Genomic DNA, 21,352 nt, shown 5'->3' on the forward strand with positions numbered 1-21,352 from the left:
CATGTCCGCATCACTTGCATTCGTCTTTCCTGGGCAGGGCTCCCAGGCCCTTGGCATGCTCGCAGAGCACGGCACCCAACAATCGCTGATCGTCGATACGTTCGCTGAAGCCTCGTCGGTGCTGGGCTACGATCTTTGGGCGCTTTCCCAGCACGGTCCAGAGGAACATCTGAATCAGACCGACAAGACTCAGCCGGCCATTCTTACGGCTTCGATTGCGCTTTGGCGTTTGTGGCTGGCTGAGGGTGGTGCGAAGCCAGCATTTGTAGCAGGTCACAGCCTAGGCGAATACTCGGCACTGGTCGCAGCAGGCAGTCTCCCGTTTGCCGACGCAGTAAAGCTGGTCGAGTTGCGTGGCCAGCTCATGCAGCAAGCCGTTCCGGCAGGCACTGGCGGAATGGCGGCAATTTTGGGGCTGGAAGATGCGGATGTCCTGGCGGCCTGCAGCGAAGCGGCCCAAGGCGAGGTCGTCAGTGCGGTCAACTTCAATGCGCCTGGCCAAGTAGTGATAGCTGGCAACGCCGCAGCCGTTGGGCGCGCTATCGAAGCCTGCAAAGCTAGGGGTGCCAAGCGCGCAATGCCGCTGCCGGTCAGCGTGCCGTCGCATTGCGATCTAATGCGCCCTGCGGCAGAGCGTTTTGCCGATTCCGTCACCGAAGCAGCCTGGCAGGCGCCCGAAATTCCATTGGTGCAGAATGTCAGCGCGGCGACAGTCACGGATCTCGACACGCTCAAGCGCAACTTGCTGGCACAGCTTTATAGTCCGGTTCGCTGGGTCGAGACGATCATTGCATTGAGTGAGCGCGGCGTAACCGATCTGGTCGAATGTGGTCCGGGCAAGGTGCTTTCGGGACTCAACAAGCGCTGTGTAAAAGGCCTGAACACCTACAATCTGGACACCCCCGAAGCTTTTGCTGCCGCTCGCGGCGCACTGGTCTGAACAAGGAGAACTCTATGAATTTGCAAGGCAAGGTTGCGCTGGTAACCGGCGCCAGTCGCGGTATTGGCCAGGCCATCGCTCTGGAATTGGGTCGTCAGGGTGCGATCGTGATTGGCACCGCGACTTCTGCTTCGGGTGCCGAGCGCATCGCCGAAACGCTCAAGGAAAGCGGTATCGAGGGCGCAGGTTTGGTCTTGGATGTCACGAATGACGAGTCCGTGGCAAGCACGTTGGAGCAGATCCAGCAAAGCTTCGGCCAGCCGGCTATTCTGGTTAACAACGCAGGCATCACTCGCGACAATTTGATGCTGCGGATGAAAGACGATGAATGGCACGATGTGATCAACACCAACCTTAGCAGTCTTTATCGTCTGACCAAGGGCGTTCTGCGAGGCATGACCAAGGCACGCTGGGGGCGGATCATCAGTATCGGCTCCGTAGTAGGTGCCATGGGCAATGCCGGACAGGTAAACTACGCGGCGGCCAAAGCCGGACTCGAGGGCTTCAGTCGTGCGCTGGCTCGTGAGGTCGGGTCGCGCGGTATCACGGTCAATGCCGTGGCGCCGGGATTCATCGATACCGATATGACGCGTGAACTGCCGGAAACGCAGCGTGACGCTCTGCTGGGTCAGATCCCGCTGGGTCGTCTTGGGCAGGCGCAAGAGATTGCCAAGGTCGTTGCCTTCTTAGCTTCTGACGGTGCTGCCTATGTTACTGGGGCTACGGTTCCGGTGAACGGCGGCATGTACATGAGTTAATGTGACGCCCAACGCATGTAAGTAGTCATAACGGCTGACAATTTCGTTATAAAACTGCGGCTTGTTTATAGACAGAAGGTTGAAAGCAGGTTCATGCTTGCCCGCTTTCAGCTTGAAATGCGGAAAACGCTTTCTATACACTACCGCGCAGACCAGCTGCCTGATTTTTCCATAGGAGTGAAAACAAGGTATGAGCACCATCGAAGAACGCGTCAAGAAAATCGTTGCCGAGCAACTTGGCGTCAAGGAAGAGGAAGTCACCAACAGCGCTTCCTTCGTCGAAGACCTGGGTGCCGACTCCCTTGATACTGTTGAGCTGGTTATGGCTCTGGAAGAGGAATTCGAGACCGAAATCCCGGACGAGCAAGCCGAGAAGATCACCACTGTTCAAGAAGCTATCGATTACGTCAATGCGCACGCGCAGTAAATTGTAATCCTGCTTCGAACCAGTAAGCCGCACTGCCTTGAACGGGCAGTGCGGCTTTTGTTTGAGTTAGCTGAATTCAGCTGGTCGCGTATATTTGCGCGATGCTTGAGATGGTTGGTTTTGATCCGTTGCTAGCTAGCGGGATCGAGCGGGCCAAATGTAAACGGAAGGAGAATTGCTGTGTCGCGTAGACGCGTCGTAATCACCGGGATGGGCATGCTATCGCCGCTGGGTAACGATGTGCCAAGCAGCTGGCAAGGGATTCTCGCCGGCCGCAGTGGTATCGGCCTGATAGAACATATGGACCTCTCCGCCTATTCCACTCGCTTTGGCGGATCGGTGAAGAATTTCGATGTCGAGCAGTACCTGCCAGCGAAAGAAGCTCGCAAGCTCGATCTTTTCATCCAGTATGGTCTGGCTGCCAGTTTTCAGGCAGTGCGTGATTCCGGACTGGAAATCAACGACGCTAATCGTGAGCGCATTGGCGTGGCTATGGGTTCTGGTATCGGCGGCCTGACCAATATCGAAAACAGCTGCAAGTCGTTGATTGAGCAGGGACCGCGGCGTATTTCACCATTTTTCGTCCCGGGCTCGATAATCAATATGGTCTCGGGTTTTCTGTCGATCCATCTGGGCTTGCAGGGCCCGAACTATGCCATCGCAACAGCCTGTACCACCGGAACGCACTGCATCGGCATGGCTGCTCGCAATATTGCCTATGGCGAGGCCGATGTGATGGTCGCAGGGGGCTCGGAAATGGCTGCCAGCGGGCTCGGAATTGGCGGTTTCGCCGCAGCGCGAGCGCTGTCCACACGTAATGACGACCCAGCGGCAGCCAGTCGACCTTGGGACAAGGGGCGGGATGGCTTCGTCTTGTCCGACGGTGCTGGCGCGTTGGTCCTGGAAGAGCTCGAACACGCCAAAGCGCGTGGCGCGAAAATTTACGCCGAGTTGATCGGTTTCGGCATGAGTGCCGATGCTTTCCATATGACGTCCCCGCCAGAAGACGGCGCAGGTGCTGCTCGCTGCATCCGCAACGCCATCGTCGACGCTAAGATCGATATCGATCAGGTGCACTACATCAACGCTCACGGCACTTCTACGCCCGCTGGCGACAAGGCTGAGACCGCCGCGATAAAGTCCGTGTTCGGCAGCTATGCCTATGATCTGTCGGTGAGTTCGACGAAGTCGATGGTTGGTCACCTGCTGGGTGCCGCCGGTGCCGTCGAGGCGATTTTCAGCGTGCTTGCCATTCGCGATCAGGTCGCCCCACCGACTATCAACCTCGATGAGCCAGATGAAGGCTGCGATTTGGACTTCGTGCCGCACGAGGCGAAACCAAGAACGATTGATGTCGCAGTCTCCAACTCCTTTGGTTTCGGTGGCACCAACGGTTCGCTGGTTTTCCGCCGGTTCGCCGAGTGACATTGAGCTGGGTGAACGGGCAGCCCGCCAATGGGGTGTCTGTTCATGATCGTGGGCTCGCATACGGTGACGGTCTGTTCGAGACCATAAAGGTGGTCGACGGCCAGCCGGAACTGCTGGATCGCCACCTGCATCGTCTCGAACTCGGCTGCCATCGCTTCGCTATACCTTGTGATTTCATTATGCTTCGCGCGCAAATCGCCGCTTTTAGCGCAGCGCTTGGTGATGGCGTGGCCAAGTTGATCCTCAGCCGCGGCGATGGGATGCGTGGCTATAGGCTGCCGCAGCCCTGCCTGCCGCGAACGGTGCTGACTGGCTCGCCTCTGCCGAACTACCCGATCGAACATTCTGAAGATGGCGTGCGCTTGTTCGCTTGTACGACTCGCCTCGCCGAGCAGCCAGCATTGGCCGGACTGAAACACCTTAATCGGTTGGAACAGGTGCTGGCGCGTGCTGAATGGCAGGATCCCGCAGTCGCTGAGGGGTTGATGCGTGATACGTCCGGGCGTGTCATCGAGGCTGTTTTCAGCAATATCTTTATCGTGAAATCCGGCGTACTGCTCACGCCATCGGTTGAGCGGTGCGGCGTGGCCGGCGTGATGCGTGGAGAGCTTTTAGAGCGGGCCCGCCGTGCAGGCATTCCGACGCAGGTAGCTGATATCTCGCTCGATCAATTGCTTGGTGCCGACGAGGTCTTCGTCTGCAACAGCCTGTATGGCATCTGGCCCGTGCGGCAACTGCAGGCGAGCGTCTGGCCGGTGGGACCGCTCACACGTAAACTTCAAAGCCTGGTTGCTGATCTGTCGAGTAATACGTGATTCGAAAACTCTCTTTCATGCTCGTGGGTGCCGTACTGGTCGCCGCATTGGCCCTCGGTCTGGTTGCCTGGAAACTCTACTCCGCGTTAGAGCAACCATTGCAGCTCAGCGAGACGCATACCCTCGAGGTCAAACCCGGCGATACGCCCAGCGGGTTATTCCAAAGTCTGGAGCGAGAAGGGCTTCTGGACGACTCGTTCTGGTTGCGGCTGCATTGGCGTTTGAATCTGTCTGGTCAGAATCTACACAGCGGCGAGTATCGATTGCTTCAGGGGATGACCGCGCACGACATGATCGGGTTGTGGCAGCGTGGCGAGGTCGTTCAGCACACCCTGACAATTGTCGAAGGATGGAATTTTCGCCAGGTTCGCGCCGCGTTGGAGGCATTGCCCACGATCCAGCAAACACTCCGGAATATGTCGGACAGCGAGGTCATGGCGCGACTCGGTCAGGCGGGCATTCATCCGGAAGGGCGCTTCTTTCCGGATACCTACAGCTTCACTCGTGGAGTAACCGATCTCGAATTGCTTCAGCGGGCCTTTTCACGGCTTGAAACCGTTTTGGCTGAAGAGTGGCAGCAGCGCAGCGAGGGACTGCCTTACCAAGACGCTTATCAGGCGCTGATCATGGCTTCGATCATCGAAAAAGAAACGGGTGTGCCGTCCGAACGCGGTGAAATCGCAGGCGTCTTTGTCCGTCGCCTCGAGCGCGGCATGCTGCTGCAGACCGATCCGACAGTCATCTATGGAATGGGCGAGCGGTATCAGGGACGGATTACCCGCAAGGATTTGCGCAGGCCGACACCCTACAATACTTACACCAATGCAGGACTGCCGCCGACGCCGATCGCAATGGTGGGCCGTGAGGCCATTCACGCCTCACTGCATCCGGTGGAAGGGAAAAGCCTCTATTTTGTCGCTCGTGGAGACGGTAGCCACGTGTTCAGTGATTCACTGAGCGAACACAATCGCGCGGTACGCGAATACCAGCTCCAGCGTCGCGCCGACTATCGCTCCAGTCCACCCCCCCGGCAAGCGCCGGCGCCAGCCGAGAATATTCAGTGACAGGACTCTTCATTACTCTGGAAGGGCCTGAGGGCGCCGGCAAGAGCACCAACCGGGAATACCTCGCTCAGCGTTTTCGCGAGCACGGCCTGGATGTCGTACTGACCCGTGAACCCGGCGGAACACCGCTTGCTGAGCGAGTGCGCGAACTGTTACTGGCGCCTGCAGACGAGCCGATGGCCAGCGATACCGAGTTGCTGCTGGTATTCGCGGCGCGTGCACAGCATCTCGCTCAAATCATTCGACCGGCCCTGGCACGCGGCGCTGTGGTGCTTTGCGATCGGTTCACCGATGCGACCTACGCCTATCAAGGCGGCGGTCGCGGCTTATCCTTTCAACGTATCGAGCAACTTGAGTGTTTCGTGCAAGGTGATCTGCGCCCGGATCTGACGCTTATCTTCGATCTGCCGGTGGAGGTAGGTTTGAGCCGCGCTGCTGCACGCGGGCGTCTCGATCGATTCGAACAGGAAGGCCTGACCTTCTTCGAGGCCGTGCGTAGCGCTTATCTCGACCGAGCCCGCGAGGTTCCGCAGCGCTATCGCGTGCTCGATGCCGGCCAGCCACTGTCTGCGGTGCAGCGGGATTTGGAAACGCTAGTGCCCGAGGTTTTGGAGCGTGCCCTTGGCTGACGGCATTCTTCCTTGGCAGAGCGACTTGTGGCAGTTACTGGCAGGCCGGCAGGAGCACGCCCATGCCTATTTGTTGCACGGTCCCGCCGGTATCGGTAAGCGAGCACTGGCCGAACAACTGATGGCGTTGCTGCTGTGCAAACAGCCGTCGCGGGATGGGGCGTGTGGGCACTGCAAGAGTTGCCAGCTCCTCGCCGCACACACCCATCCGGATCATTACATTCTCGAACCAGAGGAAATCGACAAGGCCATTCGTGTCGATCAGGTGCGTCAGTTGGTTGGGTTCGTCAGCCAGACCGCACAGCTCGGCGGGCGCAAGGTGGTGCTGCTCGAGCCGGCCGAGGCGATGAATCTGAACGCCTCTAACGCTCTGCTGAAAAGCCTCGAAGAGCCAGCGGGTAACACCGTGTTGCTGCTTATCAGTCATCAGCCCAGCCGGTTGTTGCCGACAATCAAAAGTCGCTGTGTGCAGCAGAGCTGTCCCTTACCTGGGCGTCAGCAAAGCCTGGACTGGCTTGGTGACAAGCTTGCGGACCTGTCGACAGTGCAACGCGAAGAGCTGCTGACACTGGCGGCGGGTTCACCCCTTGCAGCGCTCAAGCTGCATGGGCTGGGCGTGCTGGAGATGCGTGTGCAGATCGTCGAGGGGGTGAAGAAGCTACTCAAGCAACAGCAATCCCCGAGTCAGTTGGCCGAAGCCTGGAATCCGTTCTCGCTGATTCTATTGTTCGATTGGTTTTGCGAATGGGCGCATCTGATTTTGCGTTTCCAGATGACCGGCGATGAAGCTCGGCTCGGTGCTGCCGATATGAAAAAAGTCGTTCAATACCTGGCACAAAAATCCTCATCGGCCAAGTTGCTTGCATTACAGGACTGGTTGTTGGCCCACCGGCAGAAAGTATTGGGCAAAGCCAATCTCAACCGTGTCTTGCTTCTCGAAGCGCTGCTGGTGCAGTGGGCAAGTTTGCCTGGGCCAAGCTAGAATCCACCGGAACTGTTGTTAGGAATACCGCATGAGCCTGCCTGCAAATCTTGGTCCGCGTAACGGCATCCTGTCCCTGACCATCAAGGACAAGTCGGTGCTCTATGCGGCGTTCATGCCATTCATCAAGCACGGTGGATTGTTCATCCCCACCAACAAGAGCTACAAGCTCGGCGATGAGGTATTCATGCTGCTGAGCCTGATGGACGAACCGGAAAAAATCCCTGTTGCTGGCAAAGTCGTGTGGATCACACCGAAGGGCGCGCAGGGCAACCGGGCTGCCGGTGTCGGTGTGCAGTTCAACGAGGGTGATTCGACCGCTCGCAACAAGATCGAGACCTACCTGGCTGGCGCTATGAAGTCGGATCGGCCGACGCATACCATGTAGGTGGGAAACAGCGAAAAGCTTCAGAGGCAACCGGAAAAGGAAAAGCCTCCAGACTTTGGTGTCAGCTCGCTTGCAGCTTGCAGCTTGCAGCTTGCAGCTGTTGTTTCCCCTACAATGCACGCCCAATCTGGCTCGATGAGTAGCGTGTTCAATGCTGGTAGATTCCCACTGTCACCTTGATCGACTCGATCTCACTGCACACAAAGGTTCTCTTGATGCGGCACTGGCTGCTGCGCGACAGCGTGGTGTTGGCCACTTTCTCTGTATCGGCGTCAGTGCCGACAATACTGCGGCTGTAAAGGCGCTGGCAGAGCGTTATGACGATGTCGATTGCTCGGTCGGTGTGCATCCGCTAGACCTCGATCCAGGTGCCGCGCCTGTACTTGACTGGCTACTGAGCGAGCTGGAACATCCCCGTGTCGTGGCGATCGGTGAGACCGGTTTCGACTATCACTACGAGCCCGAAGCCGCTGATCTGCAGCAACAATCCTTTCGTTTGCATCTCGAGGCTGCCCGAATCTGCGGCAAGCCGGTGATCGTGCACACCCGCGCGGCCCGCGCTGACACGCTGGAGCTGCTTCGTGAAGCGGCGTTGCCACAGGCTGGGGTGCTGCATTGCTTTACTGAAGATTGGGACATGGCGAAGGCAGCGCTGGATCTCGGTTTCTACATTTCACTTTCTGGAATTGTCACGTTCCGCAATGCTGATGCGCTGCGAGAGGTTGCCCGTCGTGTACCAGCGGATCGTCTGCTGGTCGAGACGGATTCTCCCTATCTGGCTCCGATTCCCTATCGTGGCAAACCGAATCTGCCGCAATACGTGCGTGACGTTGCCGAGTTTCTATCCGACCTGCGTGGTGTCGATTTCGATGTGCTGGCGGAGCAGACCACCAGCAACTTCAAGCGGCTGTTCCCGCTGGCTCGGATCGGCGCCTGATTGATTTCCTTTGTTGCGCCCTGACGCGTATGACGCTGCCTCACCCGCAGCTCATGTGTAAAATTCGGCGCCGTTTCGGTGCTCGCATCGCCAAAGGTCGGGACATCAGGCTCGACGTTCCAGTTCAACTCCGCCTCCGCTCATCAGCCAGGACGGGGCAACTTCTCGTTACAAACAGAACAAGGTGACGCATGTCCAGCGACACGCTGCAGACCGGCCCGCTTCAGCGCGGCCTGAAAAATCGGCATATCCAGCTGATTGCGCTCGGCGGCGCCATCGGCACGGGTCTGTTTCTAGGCTCGGCTGGTGTACTTCGCAGTGCTGGCCCGTCGATGATTCTCGGTTACGCCATAGGCGGCCTGATCGCGTTCCTCATCATGCGTCAGCTTGGCGAAATGATCGTTGAAGAACCGGTCGCAGGATCTTTCAGCCATTTCGCCCACAAATACTGGGCGCCTTATGCGGGCTTTCTCTCGGGCTGGAATTACTGGGTGCTCTACGTGTTGGTGGGAATGGCTGAGCTGACTGCCGTTGGTAAGTACGTGCAGTTCTGGTGGCCGGAGGTTCCAACCTGGGCCACCGCGGCTGCTTTTTTCGTACTGATCAATCTCATCAACATGGTGAACGTGAAAGCATTCGGCGAGACCGAATTCTGGTTCGCCATCATCAAGGTTGGCGCAATCATTGGCATGATCGCGCTGGGTCTCTACCTGTTGCTGAGCGGCGAGGGTGGTGAGCAAGCCAGTTTCAGCAACCTGTGGAATCACGGCGGGTTTTTCCCCAATGGGGTCAGCGGGATGATCATGGCGCTGGCGATCGTCATGTTTTCCTTCGGTGGGCTCGAATTGGTAGGGATCACGGCTGCCGAAGCATCCGATCCGAAGACTGTCATTCCCAAGGCCATCAATCAGGTTGTCTACCGCATCCTGATTTTTTACATCGGTGCGCTGAGCGTGCTGCTGGCGTTGTATCCCTGGGACAGTCTGCTGGAAACCCTGGGCTCGGCCGGCGATCCCTACAGCGGCAGCCCATTCGTACAGATATTTTCACTAATCGGCAGCGATACCGCCGCGCACATCCTCAACTTCGTGGTGCTGACCGCGGCGCTCTCGGTCTACAACAGTGGCGTCTACTGCAACAGCCGGATGCTCTATGGCCTGGCTGAGCAGGGCGACGCGCCGAGGGGGCTGATGATGGTCAATCGCCGCGGGGTTCCGGTGCTGGCCATTGCCGTTTCCGCGCTGGTGACCATGCTTTGCGTGCTGGTGAACTACATGCTGCCGCAAACCGCCCTGGAATTGCTCATGTCTCTCGTAGTCGCCGCGCTATTGATCAACTGGGCCATGATCAGTCTCGCCCACTTGAAATTCCGCAAGGCAATCACAGAACAGGGCATCGAGCCCTCGTTCAAAGCCTTCTGGTTTCCCTTTAGCAACTACCTCTGCCTGGCATTCGTGGCGCTGATCGCAGCCATCATGCTGTCGATGCCCGGGCTGCGTACTTCGATATTCGCCATGCCGTTCTGGGTGCTGTTTATCTGGATCTGCTTCCGATTTCGCCTGGCCAGAGGCGCCAGGCTCCGCTGAACCCCGCTATGTCCATGCAAAAAAAACCCGGCTTCGCGAGGAGCCGGGTCAAGACCATTAGGAGTATGAGGTCACGTTCCTCGCTCCCTCAGCTGGCCGAGCATTGGGGGGATTGCTCGGCCAGTGCTTGAAGTATTGGCCTGGATTGACGACTTTGCCGCCCGATTCGCCGCGTTTTTAAAACGGATTTGGAATAGCTGTGGTGCCGTTGATCGCTCACTGGACCGCAGCAAGGGCGCGAATCACCGACAAGGTTTGTTCAATGACATCCGGGCGGGTATAGAAGTGTGGCGAGAGCCTTACGCCGCCGCCGCGAAGGGCGCAGACAATCTGCTCCGCCTTGAGACGATCGAACAGCATCTGGTTTTTCAAGCCGCTGACCCTGAAGGTCATAATCCCCGCTCGCCGAAACGGATCGGCAGGGCTCAATAGCTCAACGCCGGACATAGCTGATAGCTCGTATTGCAGATGATCGATGCGCTCGCCCAGCGCCTGACCCACTCTGTCCATGCCGACTTCTTCCAGCAACGACAGGCTTGCCTCCAGCGCCATGGTCCCGAGCATATTCGGGCTGCCGCATTCGAAGCGGCGCGCGCTACGGGCCGGCTCCCAATCGCTTCGATCGTAATCACCGGCATGCTCGAGCATATGCCAGCCGTACTCATGAAGCTTCAATTTGGCGCGCAGATCACTGCGGCAGTAGAAGACGCCGAGCCCTTCGGGACCCAGCAGCCATTTGTGCCCGTCAGCCATGGCAAAGGCACACCGGTATTGCTGAACGTCGAACGGCAGCGCCCCCAGCTGTTGGATTGCGTCGATACATAACAGCACGCCACGCTGTTCGCAGCCCTCGCCAAGACGCGGCAAGTCGAGCCGCAGGCCGCTGGCATATTGCACCGCGCTGATCGCCATCAACCGCACCTTCGGTCCGCAGGCGGCAAGCAGGTCAGCCTCCGGATTTTCGCCCTTGAGATTGACCTGTATCACCTCGACGCCTTGCGGCTGCAAAGCCTCCCAGACCACCCGGTTAGAGGGAAACTCCTCGTCGCTGATGACGATCTGGTCGCCGGCTTTCCAATCCAGACCGAATGCCACGAAGGACAGTGCCTCGGACGTATTCTTCACCAGCGCTATGTCTGCCGTGGATGGTGCATTCAGCAGCCTGGCCAAGCGCCCACGCAGGCTCGTCTCGACGTTCAGCCATTTTGGATAGTCGCGCGCGCCCAGCGTCATATTCTGCTGAGCAAAAGCCGTCACTGCTTCTGTCGCCCGGCGTGGCCAGGGCGCGACGGCAGCATGGTTTAGATATCGCAGCCCCTCGATTTGAGGAAATTCGTCATTCAATGTACTCATTGGCGATGTTCCGTGCATTTTCTGACTAGATAGGCATAATAATCCGCTTTGATTTTCAAGCTGCAGCCTCTTATGCAAACTGAACCCCGGAAGGTCCGCGAATTTCGCCGTCGCGAGCAAGAGATTCTCGATACAGCGCTTCAGCTTTTTCTCGATCAGGGAGAAGACAGCGTCACCGTCGAGATGATCGCCGACATGGTGGGTATCGGCAAAGGCACCATTTACAAGCACTTCAAATCAAAGGCCGAGATTTACCTGCGGCTTATGCTGGACTACGAGCGCGACCTGAACGAGCTTCTGCACTCGCCAAACCTCGATCAGGACAAGGAAGCGCTGTCACGCGCTTACTTTGAATTCCGCATGCGCGATCCCCAGCGCTATCGCCTGTTCGATCGTCTCGAAGAGAAGGTCGTCAAAGGAAATCAGGTTCCGGAAATGGTCGAAGAACTCCACCGCATTCGCGCATCCAACTTCGAACATTTGACCCAACTGATCAAGGGGCGCATATCCGAAGGAAAGCTGGAAGATGTGCCGCCATACTTCCACTATTGCGCTGCATGGGCGCTGGTGCATGGAGCTGTAGCGCTTTATCACTCGCCGTTCTGGAGTAACGTGCTGGAAGATCAGGAAGGCTTCTTCCAGTTCCTGATGGATATCGGTGTACGTATGGGCAACAAGCGCAAGCGCGACTAGTCCATTTATGCTGGGTGGGGCCTGCCGCGCCTGTCAGCGCTGGCGCAGGTTCGCCGCGTTACTCGAAGAGCCCTGTATTCGTTATAACGCCAAGAACGGCCGCCCGGGCCTGTAACCTCTTCTTCGTACTGAACTGGCTTGTTTGCTGCATTGCTTCGCTATTCGCCGGTTTTTCGTCAGAGGCAGGAGCAAAAAATGAAAGTGTTTAGCCTTATCGCAGCTTTGTTCGTACTGAGCGGATGCATGAAGATAAGCGACATGGCCGAAGGCACTCGCGATCAATTGCGCGACGTCGGTATTCTCGATCACAGCGAGACCGTGCGATCCGCGTCCTGGCGCTTGCAGCCCGATTCGTTCATCTATATTGCCCAAGGTCATTTTGTGCCGCCCGGCAATGCCTATCCCAGGCCCAACGTGGTAGCCGAGGAGGCCTTCAAGGGTTTCGTCGAGTATTTCCCACTGGTCCGGCGAGCCCCGGAACCTGTCGGGTTGGACGAGGCACTGAACCAGGCGGCTACCGCTGGTGCCAATTACTTGCTGTACACGCGATTTGCCGCCGCCGATGATCGCATCGGTAGTTTCGATGAGCTCAACGATCAGCGCGCGCTCGATCGTCTGGGTGTCGACACCAGCGTGGTGCAGTTGATGCTGATCGAGACTGGCAACCGTTATCTTGTCGATACAGCTCGAATCCGCAGTCGGGGCGGGCTGTTGAATATTTATGATGCGACGCCGCAGGTTTTGCTGGGTCCGCCTTTGCGAGACTACGCCCGGCGCCTGACGGGCCTCAGTCGTTAGGGAGCGCACGTGAGCGATTCTGAAAAAGCCGCGGATCTGCTGGGTCAGATTACGAAGTCTGAAAAGAAAGGTCTGCCGCCGGTGCATCTCTGGAATCCGCCGTTCTGCGGTGATCTGGATATGCGAATCGCCCGCGACGGTAGTTGGTACTACATGGGCACGCCGATAGGGCGGCCCGCCATGGTGCGGCTGTTTTCCACGGTTATCCGGCGCGATGGCGACAAATACTTCTTGGTGACTCCGGTGGAGAGAGTCGGCATCCAGGTTGATGACGCACCCTTCGTGGCGGTTCGGCTGGAGATGGAGGGGAGCGGTGATGTACAGATCCTTCGCTTCATCACCAATGTCGACGACGAAATCGAAGCTGGGTCAGAGCATCCGATGCGGGTCGAACTCGATCCCGATAGTCAGGAGCCAACACCCTATGTCCATGTGCGCGCCAATCTCGACGCGCTGATTCATCGAAACGTTTTCTACCAACTGGTCGAGCTGGCTGTGCCGCGTGAAATCGAAGGCGCTACTTGGCTGGGTGTCTGGAGCCACGGACAATTTTTCCCCATTGGGCGCACCGAATAATCCGAACAGGATGAGGTAACCCGTTCGGATTCGCGTCTGCACTAACTAAAATAAGAAAGGCTCCCGAGGGAGCCTTTCTGCAATTTACATGTTGGGGTAGTTAGGTCCTCCGGTGCCCTCCGGCGCCACCCAAGTAATGTTTTGTGCGGGGTCTTTGATATCGCACGTCTTGCAGTGCACGCAGTTTTGCGCATTGATCTGGAAGCGCTTGCTGCCATCGTCATTATCTACCACTTCGTAGACGCCAGCCGGGCAGTAGCGTTGGGCGGGCTCGTCGTACAGGGGTAGGTTCTTCTCGATCGGAATGCTCGGATCGGTCAGCTTGAGATGGACCGGCTGCTCTTCTTCATGGTTGGTATTGGAAAGGAATACCGAGCTGAGCTTGTCGAAACTGAGCTTGCCATCCGGTTTGGGATAATCGATCTTCTTCGACTCGGCTGCGGTTTTCAGGCATGCGTAGTCCGGCTTGGTGTCATGCAGGGTGAATGGGATCTTGCCACCGAAAATGTTCTGGTCGATGAAATTGAAGGCACCGCCCTTGACCGCGCCCCACTTGTGGATCGCCGCGCCGAAATTGCGGCTGGCATGCAGCTCTTCATAAAGCCAGCTGGCCTTGAAGCCTTCTTCGTAGCCGGTCAGTTCGTCACCACCTTCGCGGCCGGCGAACAGGGCGTCCGCAACCGCCTCTGCGGCGAGCATGCCGGATTTCATCGCTGTATGGCTGCCCTTGATCTTGGCGAAGTTCAGCGTGCCGGCATCGCAGCCGATCAGTGCGCCGCCATTGAAGACCATCTTGGGTAGCGAATTGATGCCACCCTTGGCGATGGCGCGCGCTCCATAGGAAACGCGCTTGCCGCCTTCCAGGTACTGCTTTACCACCGGGTGATGCTTGTAGCGCTGGAATTCGTCGAACGGCGAGAGGAACGGGTTGCTGTAGGACAGGTCGACGATCAAGCCGACCACGACCTGGTTGTTCTCGATGTGATAGAGGAATGAGCCGCCGGTGTTCTCGTCATCCAGCGGCCAGCCTGCGGTATGTACGACCAGGCCCTGTTCGTGCTTGGCCGGGTCGATGTCCCAGAGTTCCTTGATACCGATGCCGTAGTGTTGCGGGTCGACATTAGCGTTGAGCTGGAAACGATTGATCAGCTGCTTGCCGATATGGCCGCGGCAGCCTTCGGCGAACAGGGTGTACTTGGCACGCAGCTCCATGCCTGGGGTGTACATGTCTTTCTTTGGATTGCCTTCGCGGTCCACGCCGAGGTCGCCGGTGAGAATGCCACGAACCACGCCTTGTTCATCAATGAGCGCTTCCTGAGCTGCGAAGCCGGGATAAATCTCGACGCCGAGGTTTTCGGCCTGTTGCGCCAGCCAGCGGCAGAAGTTGCCGAGCGAAATAATGTAGTTGCCCTCGTTGTGCATGGTCTTGGGAACTAGCGCATTGGGCAGCTTGCGCGCGGCTTCGGCGTTTTTGAGCAGGTAGATGTCGTCGCGCTTGACGGGGGTGTTCAGTGGCGCTTCGAGTTCTTTCCAGTTGGGAAAGAGCTCATTTAATGCGCGGGGCTCGAACACGGCACCGGACAGAATGTGGGCGCCTACTTCGGAACCCTTCTCGACGACGCAGACGCTGATTTCCTTCCCGGCATCGGCGGCTTTTTGCTTTAGTCGGCAGGCAGCAGAAAGGCCCGCGGGGCCGGCGCCGACGATGACTACGTCGAATTCCATGTATTCGCGTTCCATTGGCTATCTCCTACTCAAGGCTTGATTATTTTTTAGGTGATGGAGGGCTGGATCGTTTCCCTGACCAAGCCGAGCTGCGGCATTATATATAGACGCCGGAAAGGGTCCAATACAAACGTTTGTTTGAATTTACGCAGCCCTGTTAGAATCGGGAAACTGCGGCTTATAACGGGGTATTTGCGCTGTTGACCCCGGCCATCACCAGCAGTCAAGATACGAGCAGTTTTGTGCTCGCCGAACAGGTCCGGTGGCTGAATTGACGACCCCGGACCTCGAGCATGGCTCGGTTCGCCTCGGCGAAATTCTATTCACCGGAGAGTAACGAGGAATCCATGAAGGTTCTTGTAGCTGTCAAACGAGTGGTCGATTACAACGTCAAGGTTCGCGTCAAGGCGGACAACTCCGGCGTCGACCTCGCCAACGTCAAGATGTCGATGAACCCCTTCTGCGAAATCGCCGTGGAAGAAGCTGTACGCCTGAAAGAGAAGGGCGTTGCGAGCGAGATCGTCGTGGTTTCCATTGGTCCGACCGCTGCGCAGGAGCAACTGCGCACCGCATTGGCACTGGGTGCTGATCGCGCCGTTCTGGTCGAATCGACTGAAGAACTCAATTCTCTGGCCGTTGCCAAGCTGCTGAAAGCGGTAGTCGATAAGGAACAGCCACAGCTGGTCATCCTCGGCAAGCAGGCCATCGACAGCGACAACAACCAGACCGGCCAAATGCTTGGTGCATTGACTGGCTACGCTCAGGGCACCTTTGCTTCGAAAGTCGAAGTTGAAGGCGACAAGGTCAAGGTCGAGCGCGAAATCGATGGCGGCTCGCAGACCGTTTCGCTGAATCTGCCAGCAATCGTCACCACCGACCTGCGCCTGAACGAGCCGCGCTATGCCTCGCTGCCGAACATCATGAAGGCCAAGAAAAAGCCGCTCGAAGTCCTGACCCCGGACGCACTGGGCGTATCCACCACCTCCACCGTGAAGACCTTGAAAGTCGAAGCGCCAGCGGCTCGCAGCGCTGGTATCAAGGTCAAATCCGTGGCTGAACTGGTCGAGAAATTGAAGAACGAGGCGAAGGTAATCTAAATGACTATCCTGGTTATCGCTGAACACAACAACGCCGTTCTGGCTGCTGCTACGCTCAATACCGTTGCTGCTGCCAAAGCGATTGGCGGCGACATTAATGTACTGGTAGCCGGCAGCGGCTGCGCGGCAATTGGCGAAGGGGCTGCCAAGATCGAAGGCGTCTCCAAGGTTCTGGTTGCAGACGATGCCGCCTATGCCAATCAGTTGCCGGAAAACGTCGCGCCGCTGATTGCCGGCCTGGCTGCTAATTACAGCCATGTGCTGGCTGCTGCCACCACTAATGGCAAGAATTTCCTGCCGCGTGTGGCTGCACAGTTGGACGTCGACCAGATCTCCGAGATCATCGCCGTAGAAAGCGCTGATACTTTCAAGCGCCCGATCTATGCCGGTAATGCCATTGCCACCGTGCAGTCCAGCGCGCCGATCAAAGTCATCACCGTTCGTTCCACCGGGTTCGATCCGGTCAAGGCAGAAGGCGGTTCGGCTACTATCGAACAGATCTCGGGTGCTGGCGATGCGGGGGTTTCGTCCTTCGTTGGCGAAGAGCTGGCCAAGTCTGATCGCCCAGAACTGACCGCTGCCAAGATCGTCGTTTCCGGCGGTCGTGGCATGCAGAACGGTGACAACTTCAAGCATCTGTATTCGCTGGCCGACAAGCTGGGCGCTGCCGTTGGTGCCTCGCGCGCCGCGGTCGATGCCGGCTTCGTGCCGAACGACATGCAGGTCGGGCAGACCGGCAAAATCGTTGCGCCGCAGCTGTACATCGCCGTGGGCATCTCAGGAGCTATCCAGCACTTGGCGGGCATGAAAGATTCCAAGGTGATCGTTGCGATCAACAAGGATGAAGAGGCGCCAATCTTCCAGGTCGCCGATTACGGCCTGGTGGGTGACCTGTTCGAGATCGTGCCGGAGCTCGAGAAGCTCGTTTGAGCTGACCGGCTTCAGAACGAAACCCGCTCCCAGGAGCGGGTTTTTTCATGGGCGCTCGGTTGCGGTAGCCAATGGTAAGATCGCCGTCTGGCTCCGGCAGGTGCCTGCTCGATTCCGAACGATGAGGTTCTCCATGCGCTGTGCCGTTCCGCTGAAATCCGCTTTGATTACCCTGCTGCTGGTGACAACGTTGGCTGCGAGCGCGGCGGCTGCAAAGTGTGACAGGCTGATCGCAACGGGCGGTGCGGACAACCCACCATTCCTATGGCGCGATCCGCAGAACCCTAAGCGGTTGATGGGTGCCAACGCCGATCTGCTGAAGACCATCACCGATTCACTCAATCTGAAGCTTGAGGTTCTCTACACAGGCGATGCCGACAAGGCACTTGAGGAGGTTCGCAGCGGCCGGGTAGATCTGCTTGTTGACGCGGTGCTCAGTACGCCGGAGTTGGCGCATCTGGATTTCATCCATCCATCAATCTCCGGCTTGCAGATAGCTGCGTGGGTGCGCAACGAGCCGGGTTTCCTCTATGCCAACCGTGACGATCTCTCAGGCCAGACGGGCACCTACATAGCGAGCGCTCGTTTTGGCAGCGAGTTCGACGCGTACGTCAAAAACAACCTTCGCCTGAAATCGTCGCCGAGCCTGGCCGAAGCCATGCAAAATTTACTGATCGGTAAAACCGATTACGTATTGCACGAGCGTTACAGTGCAGTCGCGCTGGCTGGGCCGCTGGGTTTGCTCGATGACGTACAAAGACTGCAACCGCCGGTGTTCAGCCGCGGCATGCATTTCGCCGTGGCGCATGACTCGGCCTGCAACGGGCCCTGGCTGCGCGGACAACTGGCGATAAAAATGACAGAATTGCGTGCCGCCGGGGTTCCGCAGCAGCTGCTGGCGGAAAATCTTGATCGCTGGAAGCAACAGCAGTTGGCACCGGAAAGCAATCCGCAACGCTAGGACCATATTCTTGAAAAAACACCTTCCCTGCATGCTTGTCCTGTTGGCAATGGTCGGCTGTGCCAGCGATCCAGCACCCACTGAGCAGCTACGTCTGACTGAACAGGCGCTAAGCCAAGCACGTGCGGTTGGCGCGTCGGAGCAGACCCCGGAATTTGCTCTCGCCGAACGCAAGCTCTCGATGGCTATCGCTGCGATGAAGGACGAGCGCTATCGCGAAGCGCGCCTGCAAGCCGAGGAAGCAGAACTGGACGCCAGGCTGGCGGAGGCCACCGTGCTGAATGAAAAAGGTCAGCTCGAGGTGACAGAGTTGAACCGGCGCATCGCACGGTTGCGTGAACAGTTGAGGGATCTGCGATGAAGCCAGTACGCCTCTTACCCGTTTTGCTGGTCGCGCTCGCCGGACTTCAGGGTTGTGCGACGCCAGAGCAGCAGCTGCAACAAGCGGCTGCTGCGTATCAAAGCGTCAGCGAAGACCCTCAGGTGCTTCGCGATGCGCCCAAGGACGTGATGCGTGCGGGCGAGTCGCTAGAACGAGCCAGACGCTTCGCCAGTTACCTAGGCAGTGCGGAGGACGTTAGTCACTATGCTTATCTCAGTAAACGCTATAGCGAGATCGCTCGCCAGCACAGCGAACAATTGCAGAATCAGCAGCGCGCCACACGGCTAGCTATGGAACGTGAGCGCCTGCGGCAGACTTTGCAGCAAGCCAAGCTACTAGACATGCAGCAGCAGGGCCGCTGGTTGGAAGATCAGATGATCAGCCTGGCCGCCGCCGAAACCGACCGTGGCCTGGTGATGACATTGGGCGACGTGCTGTTCAAGGCGGCAAGCGCTGAGCTGGGGCCATCGGCCAACCGCACGTTGCTCAAGCTGGTGCATTTCCTCCAGCTCAATCCCAAGCGCATGATTCGGATCGAGGGCTACACCGATAATCGAGGTGACGCGGCGGAAAATCTTGCGCTCTCCCAGGCTCGTGCACAGGCGGTGGGCAACTTTTTGCAGGGTTTGGGCATCGACGCACAACGCATTGAGGTAGTGGGTTACGGCGAGCAGTTCCGCATCGCCGAGAACGCGTCGGCCCGCGGGCGCGCGCAGAATCGGCGGGTCGAGATCCTGTTTTCCGATGAGCAAGGGCGACTGAGTAATTCGCGTTGACATCACGCTCTGTCGGCTTCCGCAAACGTAACTGACTGTGTCGGCGAGTTAAGCTGCAACTGTATTGGTCCTGCGTAACGGTGCTGTACTACTGTTATGGTCCAGTTGGCGGAGACGGACAATATGACCAATCTGTTGCTTTATCAGCGTATCGCTCATCAGCTTGCCGAAGACATTCGGCGAGGCGTTTACCGGCCGGGGGAACGTGTGCCTTCGGTGCGCAAGATGAGCATGCAGCTGAACGTCAGCCACGCGACGGTCTTGCAAGCCTATGCCAACCTTGAAGATCAGGGGATGATCCGCGCTCGTCCTCAGTCCGGTTTCTATGTCCACCATACGCCTGCACTGACGGCGCCCACGCCCGATATCGCCCAGGTTGAACGGCCCACCCTGGTCACGCGCAGCAGCATCATCAATCAGGTACTGAGCGAGTCGCGCCGCGATGGCCTGATTCCCCTGGGCGCAGCCGTTCCTCATGTTGATTATTTGCCCGTGCGTGCCTTGCATCAGCAGCTCGCCAAAGTCACTCGTTTCCAGAGCCAACGGGCGTTCAGCTACATGTTCAGCCCCGGCTATGAGCCACTGCGTAGGCAAGTGGCGATTCGCATGCGTGATGCCGGTGTGGTCGTCGGTCCGGATGAAGTAGTGATTACCCATGGTTGCGTCGACGCTCTGCAAATGTCCTTGCGCGTACTGACCAAGCCGGGTGATCTGATAGCGGCGGAATCGCCCAGTTACTACGGCTTGCTCCAGTTGGCCGACTTGCTCGGGCTCAAAGTTATCGAGATTCCCTGCGATCCAGACACCGGGCTCAGTCTCGAGGCATTGCAACTGGCTGCCAGCCAATGGCCGATCAAGGCGCTGGTATTGACGGCGCGCCTGAGCAACCCCCTAGGCGGCAGTATGCCCGATGCACGGCAAAAGCAATTGCTGAAGCTGGCGGCGAATTTCGACATCCAGGTTGTCGAAGACGATATCTACGGCGAATTGTTGTTCGATGCGGGGTCCATCAAGGCGCTCAAGTCCAATGATCGCGACGGTCGCGTGATTTATTGCTCGAGCTTCTCCAAGACGATTTCGCCGGGTGTGCGTATTGGTTGGATCATTCCCGGGCGTTATCGGGAAGAAGTACAGCGGCTGCAAACATTCAGCACGCATTCGGCCTGCAGCGTCACACAGATGGGGGTCGCCGCGTATCTGGAAAACGGTGGCTACGATCGCCATTTGCGTTATATCCGCCATGAGTACCGCAAGAATCTCAGCGCTTTCCAACTGGCGGTGCAGCGGTACTTTCCGGAAGGCACCCAGATGACCCGCCCAACCGGCGGATTCATTCTATGGGTCAGCCTGCCGGCGCGGATCAACACTAAGGAGTTGCATGTGCAGGCGTTGGAGCGAGGGATCAGCATCGCGCCGGGCCTGATTTTCAGCAACACCGAGCAGTTCAATCACTGCGTGCGGCTCAACTGTGGGCTGCCCTGGACGACAGAGGCGGAACGGGCCCTGAAGACGCTTGGCGAGCTTACGGCCGAACTTTGTCGACAATCGAACTAGTTGGATCGGAGGAGGGCGCTGGCGATGAAGTTGTTGATATTCCTGCTTACGCTGTCGCTGTTGAGCGCATGCGACGGTGACAACGTGCCGGCCGAACCCAGCCCGCCCGCGCCGCCGAAGGTTCGGGTCTCTAATAGCGAGCAGGCGCCGTTGTCGACACCCGTTGAGCGCGAGGATAGCGTGCCTCCGAAAATCGAAATCGAACTCGAGCCGGTTACCGCTGGAAATCCCGATGAGCTGCCATCTGATCGGGTCGCGTCTGCGCCTTCCGCCAAACCGGCCGCTCCGGCTGCGCCGAAGAAGAAGGTCGCGGTCGAGGATGTCGAACTGCCTGAGCCGAACCTCGATCTGAGTCTCCCTGAGGACTGGTCCGAGCAGCTCGAGCCAGGCCGGAATGCAACGACCATGAACTTACTGCCGCCCTTGTTCGAGTCCGATGATTCTCGCTCGCTGCAGATGAGCGGACGCCTTCTACCGGGGCTGGAACATGATGAGGCTCTAATCGACGGCGCTCAGATCAATTTCGAGCTCAAGCGCTGATCGCTATCAGGTC

Annotated in this window: 23 protein-coding genes; 21 read left to right on the forward strand and 2 right to left on the reverse strand. The window is 58.0% G+C overall.

Annotation, left to right across the window (positions count from 1 at the left end):
* The first annotated feature begins 1 nt into the window (after position 1).
* The 11 genes from fabD (at position 2) to D7241_RS03530 (ending at position 9,954) form a co-directional block, all read left to right on the forward strand.
* Positions 2-940, forward strand: coding sequence for an ACP S-malonyltransferase (gene fabD, locus D7241_RS03480; protein WP_408100325.1), 939 nt, complete (start codon positions 2-4; stop codon positions 938-940).
* 14 nt (positions 941-954) lie between these two features.
* Positions 955-1,698, forward strand: a complete 744-nt coding sequence (fabG, locus tag D7241_RS03485; protein WP_408100326.1) for a 3-oxoacyl-ACP reductase FabG — start codon at positions 955-957, stop codon at positions 1,696-1,698.
* A 190-nt stretch (positions 1,699-1,888) separates the two neighbouring features.
* A complete protein-coding gene (gene acpP, locus D7241_RS03490; RefSeq protein WP_255980461.1) occupies positions 1,889-2,125 on the forward strand; it encodes an acyl carrier protein in 237 nt (78 codons plus the stop codon).
* Between the two features lie 180 nt (positions 2,126-2,305).
* Entirely contained in the window at positions 2,306-3,550 is a 1,245-nt protein-coding gene (gene fabF, locus D7241_RS03495) for a beta-ketoacyl-ACP synthase II (RefSeq protein WP_408100327.1), read from the forward strand.
* 2 nt (positions 3,551-3,552) lie between these two features.
* Positions 3,553-4,368 carry an aminodeoxychorismate lyase gene (gene pabC / locus D7241_RS03500; RefSeq protein ID WP_408100328.1) on the forward strand — a complete coding sequence of 272 codons (816 nt, stop codon included), beginning with the start codon at positions 3,553-3,555 and terminating at the stop codon, positions 4,366-4,368.
* Complete coding sequence (mltG, locus tag D7241_RS03505; RefSeq protein WP_255980454.1) at positions 4,365-5,432, forward strand: endolytic transglycosylase MltG; 1,068 nt, start codon at positions 4,365-4,367, stop codon at positions 5,430-5,432. Before pabC ends, mltG begins: the two co-directional genes overlap by 4 nt.
* Positions 5,429-6,061: a dTMP kinase gene (tmk, locus tag D7241_RS03510; protein WP_408100329.1), complete on the forward strand. Its 633-nt coding sequence runs from the start codon at positions 5,429-5,431 to the stop codon at positions 6,059-6,061. Before mltG ends, tmk begins: the two co-directional genes overlap by 4 nt.
* Entirely contained in the window at positions 6,054-7,043 is a 990-nt protein-coding gene (locus D7241_RS03515) for a DNA polymerase III subunit delta' (protein ID WP_408100330.1), read from the forward strand. The genes tmk and D7241_RS03515 overlap by 8 nt, the downstream gene beginning before the upstream one ends.
* A gap of 31 nt (positions 7,044-7,074) precedes the next feature.
* Positions 7,075-7,431, forward strand: a complete 357-nt coding sequence (locus tag D7241_RS03520) for a PilZ domain-containing protein (RefSeq protein ID WP_019342489.1) — start codon at positions 7,075-7,077, stop codon at positions 7,429-7,431.
* A gap of 151 nt (positions 7,432-7,582) precedes the next feature.
* Positions 7,583-8,368, forward strand: coding sequence for a TatD family hydrolase (locus tag D7241_RS03525; protein ID WP_408100331.1), 786 nt, complete (start codon positions 7,583-7,585; stop codon positions 8,366-8,368).
* Between the two features lie 191 nt (positions 8,369-8,559).
* Positions 8,560-9,954, forward strand: a complete 1,395-nt coding sequence (locus tag D7241_RS03530; RefSeq protein WP_408100332.1) for an amino acid permease — start codon at positions 8,560-8,562, stop codon at positions 9,952-9,954.
* Positions 9,955-10,170: 216 nt separating this feature from the next.
* Here D7241_RS03530 and D7241_RS03535 read toward each other — a convergent pair whose 3' ends face one another.
* Positions 10,171-11,307: an aminotransferase class V-fold PLP-dependent enzyme gene (locus D7241_RS03535; protein WP_408100333.1), complete on the reverse strand. Its 1,137-nt coding sequence runs from the start codon at positions 11,305-11,307 to the stop codon at positions 10,171-10,173.
* Between the two features lie 72 nt (positions 11,308-11,379).
* Here D7241_RS03535 and D7241_RS03540 point away from each other — a divergent pair, with 72 nt between their 5' ends.
* The 3 genes from D7241_RS03540 (at position 11,380) to D7241_RS03550 (ending at position 13,374) form a co-directional block, all read left to right on the forward strand.
* On the forward strand, positions 11,380-12,000 hold the full coding sequence (locus D7241_RS03540) for a TetR/AcrR family transcriptional regulator (protein WP_255980442.1): 621 nt from the start codon (positions 11,380-11,382) through the stop codon (positions 11,998-12,000).
* 195 nt (positions 12,001-12,195) lie between these two features.
* Complete coding sequence (locus tag D7241_RS03545) at positions 12,196-12,798, forward strand: DUF4823 domain-containing protein (protein ID WP_408100334.1); 603 nt, start codon at positions 12,196-12,198, stop codon at positions 12,796-12,798.
* A 9-nt stretch (positions 12,799-12,807) separates the two neighbouring features.
* Positions 12,808-13,374, forward strand: a complete 567-nt coding sequence (locus D7241_RS03550) for a DUF1285 domain-containing protein (protein WP_408100335.1) — start codon at positions 12,808-12,810, stop codon at positions 13,372-13,374.
* 84 nt (positions 13,375-13,458) lie between these two features.
* Here D7241_RS03550 and D7241_RS03555 read toward each other — a convergent pair whose 3' ends face one another.
* On the reverse strand, positions 13,459-15,114 hold the full coding sequence (locus tag D7241_RS03555; protein ID WP_408100336.1) for an electron transfer flavoprotein-ubiquinone oxidoreductase: 1,656 nt from the start codon (positions 15,112-15,114) through the stop codon (positions 13,459-13,461).
* Positions 15,115-15,446: 332 nt separating this feature from the next.
* Between D7241_RS03555 and D7241_RS03560 the strand changes: the two genes are divergently transcribed.
* The 7 genes from D7241_RS03560 (at position 15,447) to D7241_RS03590 (ending at position 21,339) form a co-directional block, all read left to right on the forward strand.
* Positions 15,447-16,196 (forward strand): electron transfer flavoprotein subunit beta/FixA family protein, encoded by a 750-nt coding sequence (locus tag D7241_RS03560; RefSeq protein WP_408100337.1) that lies wholly within the window; start codon positions 15,447-15,449, stop codon positions 16,194-16,196.
* Positions 16,197-17,126: an electron transfer flavoprotein subunit alpha/FixB family protein gene (locus tag D7241_RS03565; protein ID WP_408100338.1), complete on the forward strand. Its 930-nt coding sequence runs from the start codon at positions 16,197-16,199 to the stop codon at positions 17,124-17,126. It abuts the gene before it with no gap.
* A 133-nt stretch (positions 17,127-17,259) separates the two neighbouring features.
* Positions 17,260-18,087: a substrate-binding periplasmic protein gene (locus tag D7241_RS03570; RefSeq protein WP_408100339.1), complete on the forward strand. Its 828-nt coding sequence runs from the start codon at positions 17,260-17,262 to the stop codon at positions 18,085-18,087.
* A 31-nt stretch (positions 18,088-18,118) separates the two neighbouring features.
* The gene (locus D7241_RS03575; protein WP_255981047.1) at positions 18,119-18,448 is read left to right on the forward strand and encodes a DUF4398 domain-containing protein; all 330 of its coding nucleotides are present in this window, start codon (positions 18,119-18,121) and stop codon (positions 18,446-18,448) included.
* The gene (locus tag D7241_RS03580) at positions 18,445-19,245 is read left to right on the forward strand and encodes an OmpA family protein (RefSeq protein ID WP_408100340.1); all 801 of its coding nucleotides are present in this window, start codon (positions 18,445-18,447) and stop codon (positions 19,243-19,245) included. The genes D7241_RS03575 and D7241_RS03580 overlap by 4 nt, the downstream gene beginning before the upstream one ends.
* Positions 19,246-19,368: 123 nt before the next feature.
* Positions 19,369-20,799 carry a PLP-dependent aminotransferase family protein gene (locus D7241_RS03585; protein ID WP_408100341.1) on the forward strand — a complete coding sequence of 477 codons (1,431 nt, stop codon included), beginning with the start codon at positions 19,369-19,371 and terminating at the stop codon, positions 20,797-20,799.
* 24 nt (positions 20,800-20,823) lie between these two features.
* Positions 20,824-21,339, forward strand: a complete 516-nt coding sequence (locus D7241_RS03590) for a hypothetical protein (RefSeq protein WP_408100342.1) — start codon at positions 20,824-20,826, stop codon at positions 21,337-21,339.
* Positions 21,340-21,352 lie beyond the last annotated feature (13 nt).

The organism is Stutzerimonas sp. VN223-3, from assembly GCF_045999685.1.
GTDB classification, from domain to species: Bacteria; Pseudomonadota; Gammaproteobacteria; order Pseudomonadales; family Pseudomonadaceae; genus Stutzerimonas; species Stutzerimonas stutzeri_AR.

Bases quoted from the DNA above. Each gene is read 5' to 3' on its own strand.
- D7241_RS03545 (WP_408100334.1), top strand. From the start codon at position 12,196: ATGAAAGTGTTTAGCCTTATCGCAGCTTTGTTCGTACTGAGCGGATGC.
- fabD (WP_408100325.1), top strand. From the start codon at position 2: ATGTCCGCATCACTTGCATTCGTCTTTCCTGGGCAGGGCTCCCAGGCC.
- D7241_RS03555 (WP_408100336.1), bottom strand. From the start codon at position 15,114: ATGGAACGCGAATACATGGAATTCGACGTAGTCATCGTCGGCGCCGGC.
- D7241_RS03525 (WP_408100331.1), top strand. From the start codon at position 7,583: ATGCTGGTAGATTCCCACTGTCACCTTGATCGACTCGATCTCACTGCA.
- D7241_RS03590 (WP_408100342.1), top strand. From the start codon at position 20,824: ATGAAGTTGTTGATATTCCTGCTTACGCTGTCGCTGTTGAGCGCATGC.
- D7241_RS03580 (WP_408100340.1), top strand. From the start codon at position 18,445: ATGAAGCCAGTACGCCTCTTACCCGTTTTGCTGGTCGCGCTCGCCGGA.
- D7241_RS03560 (WP_408100337.1), top strand. From the start codon at position 15,447: ATGAAGGTTCTTGTAGCTGTCAAACGAGTGGTCGATTACAACGTCAAG.
- D7241_RS03565 (WP_408100338.1), top strand. From the start codon at position 16,197: ATGACTATCCTGGTTATCGCTGAACACAACAACGCCGTTCTGGCTGCT.
- D7241_RS03535 (WP_408100333.1), bottom strand. From the start codon at position 11,307: ATGAGTACATTGAATGACGAATTTCCTCAAATCGAGGGGCTGCGATAT.
- D7241_RS03575 (WP_255981047.1), top strand. From the start codon at position 18,119: ATGCTTGTCCTGTTGGCAATGGTCGGCTGTGCCAGCGATCCAGCACCC.
- D7241_RS03570 (WP_408100339.1), top strand. From the start codon at position 17,260: ATGCGCTGTGCCGTTCCGCTGAAATCCGCTTTGATTACCCTGCTGCTG.
- acpP (WP_255980461.1), top strand. From the start codon at position 1,889: ATGAGCACCATCGAAGAACGCGTCAAGAAAATCGTTGCCGAGCAACTT.
- D7241_RS03585 (WP_408100341.1), top strand. From the start codon at position 19,369: ATGACCAATCTGTTGCTTTATCAGCGTATCGCTCATCAGCTTGCCGAA.
- D7241_RS03530 (WP_408100332.1), top strand. From the start codon at position 8,560: ATGTCCAGCGACACGCTGCAGACCGGCCCGCTTCAGCGCGGCCTGAAA.
- D7241_RS03520 (WP_019342489.1), top strand. From the start codon at position 7,075: ATGAGCCTGCCTGCAAATCTTGGTCCGCGTAACGGCATCCTGTCCCTG.
- D7241_RS03540 (WP_255980442.1), top strand. From the start codon at position 11,380: ATGCAAACTGAACCCCGGAAGGTCCGCGAATTTCGCCGTCGCGAGCAA.
- fabG (WP_408100326.1), top strand. From the start codon at position 955: ATGAATTTGCAAGGCAAGGTTGCGCTGGTAACCGGCGCCAGTCGCGGT.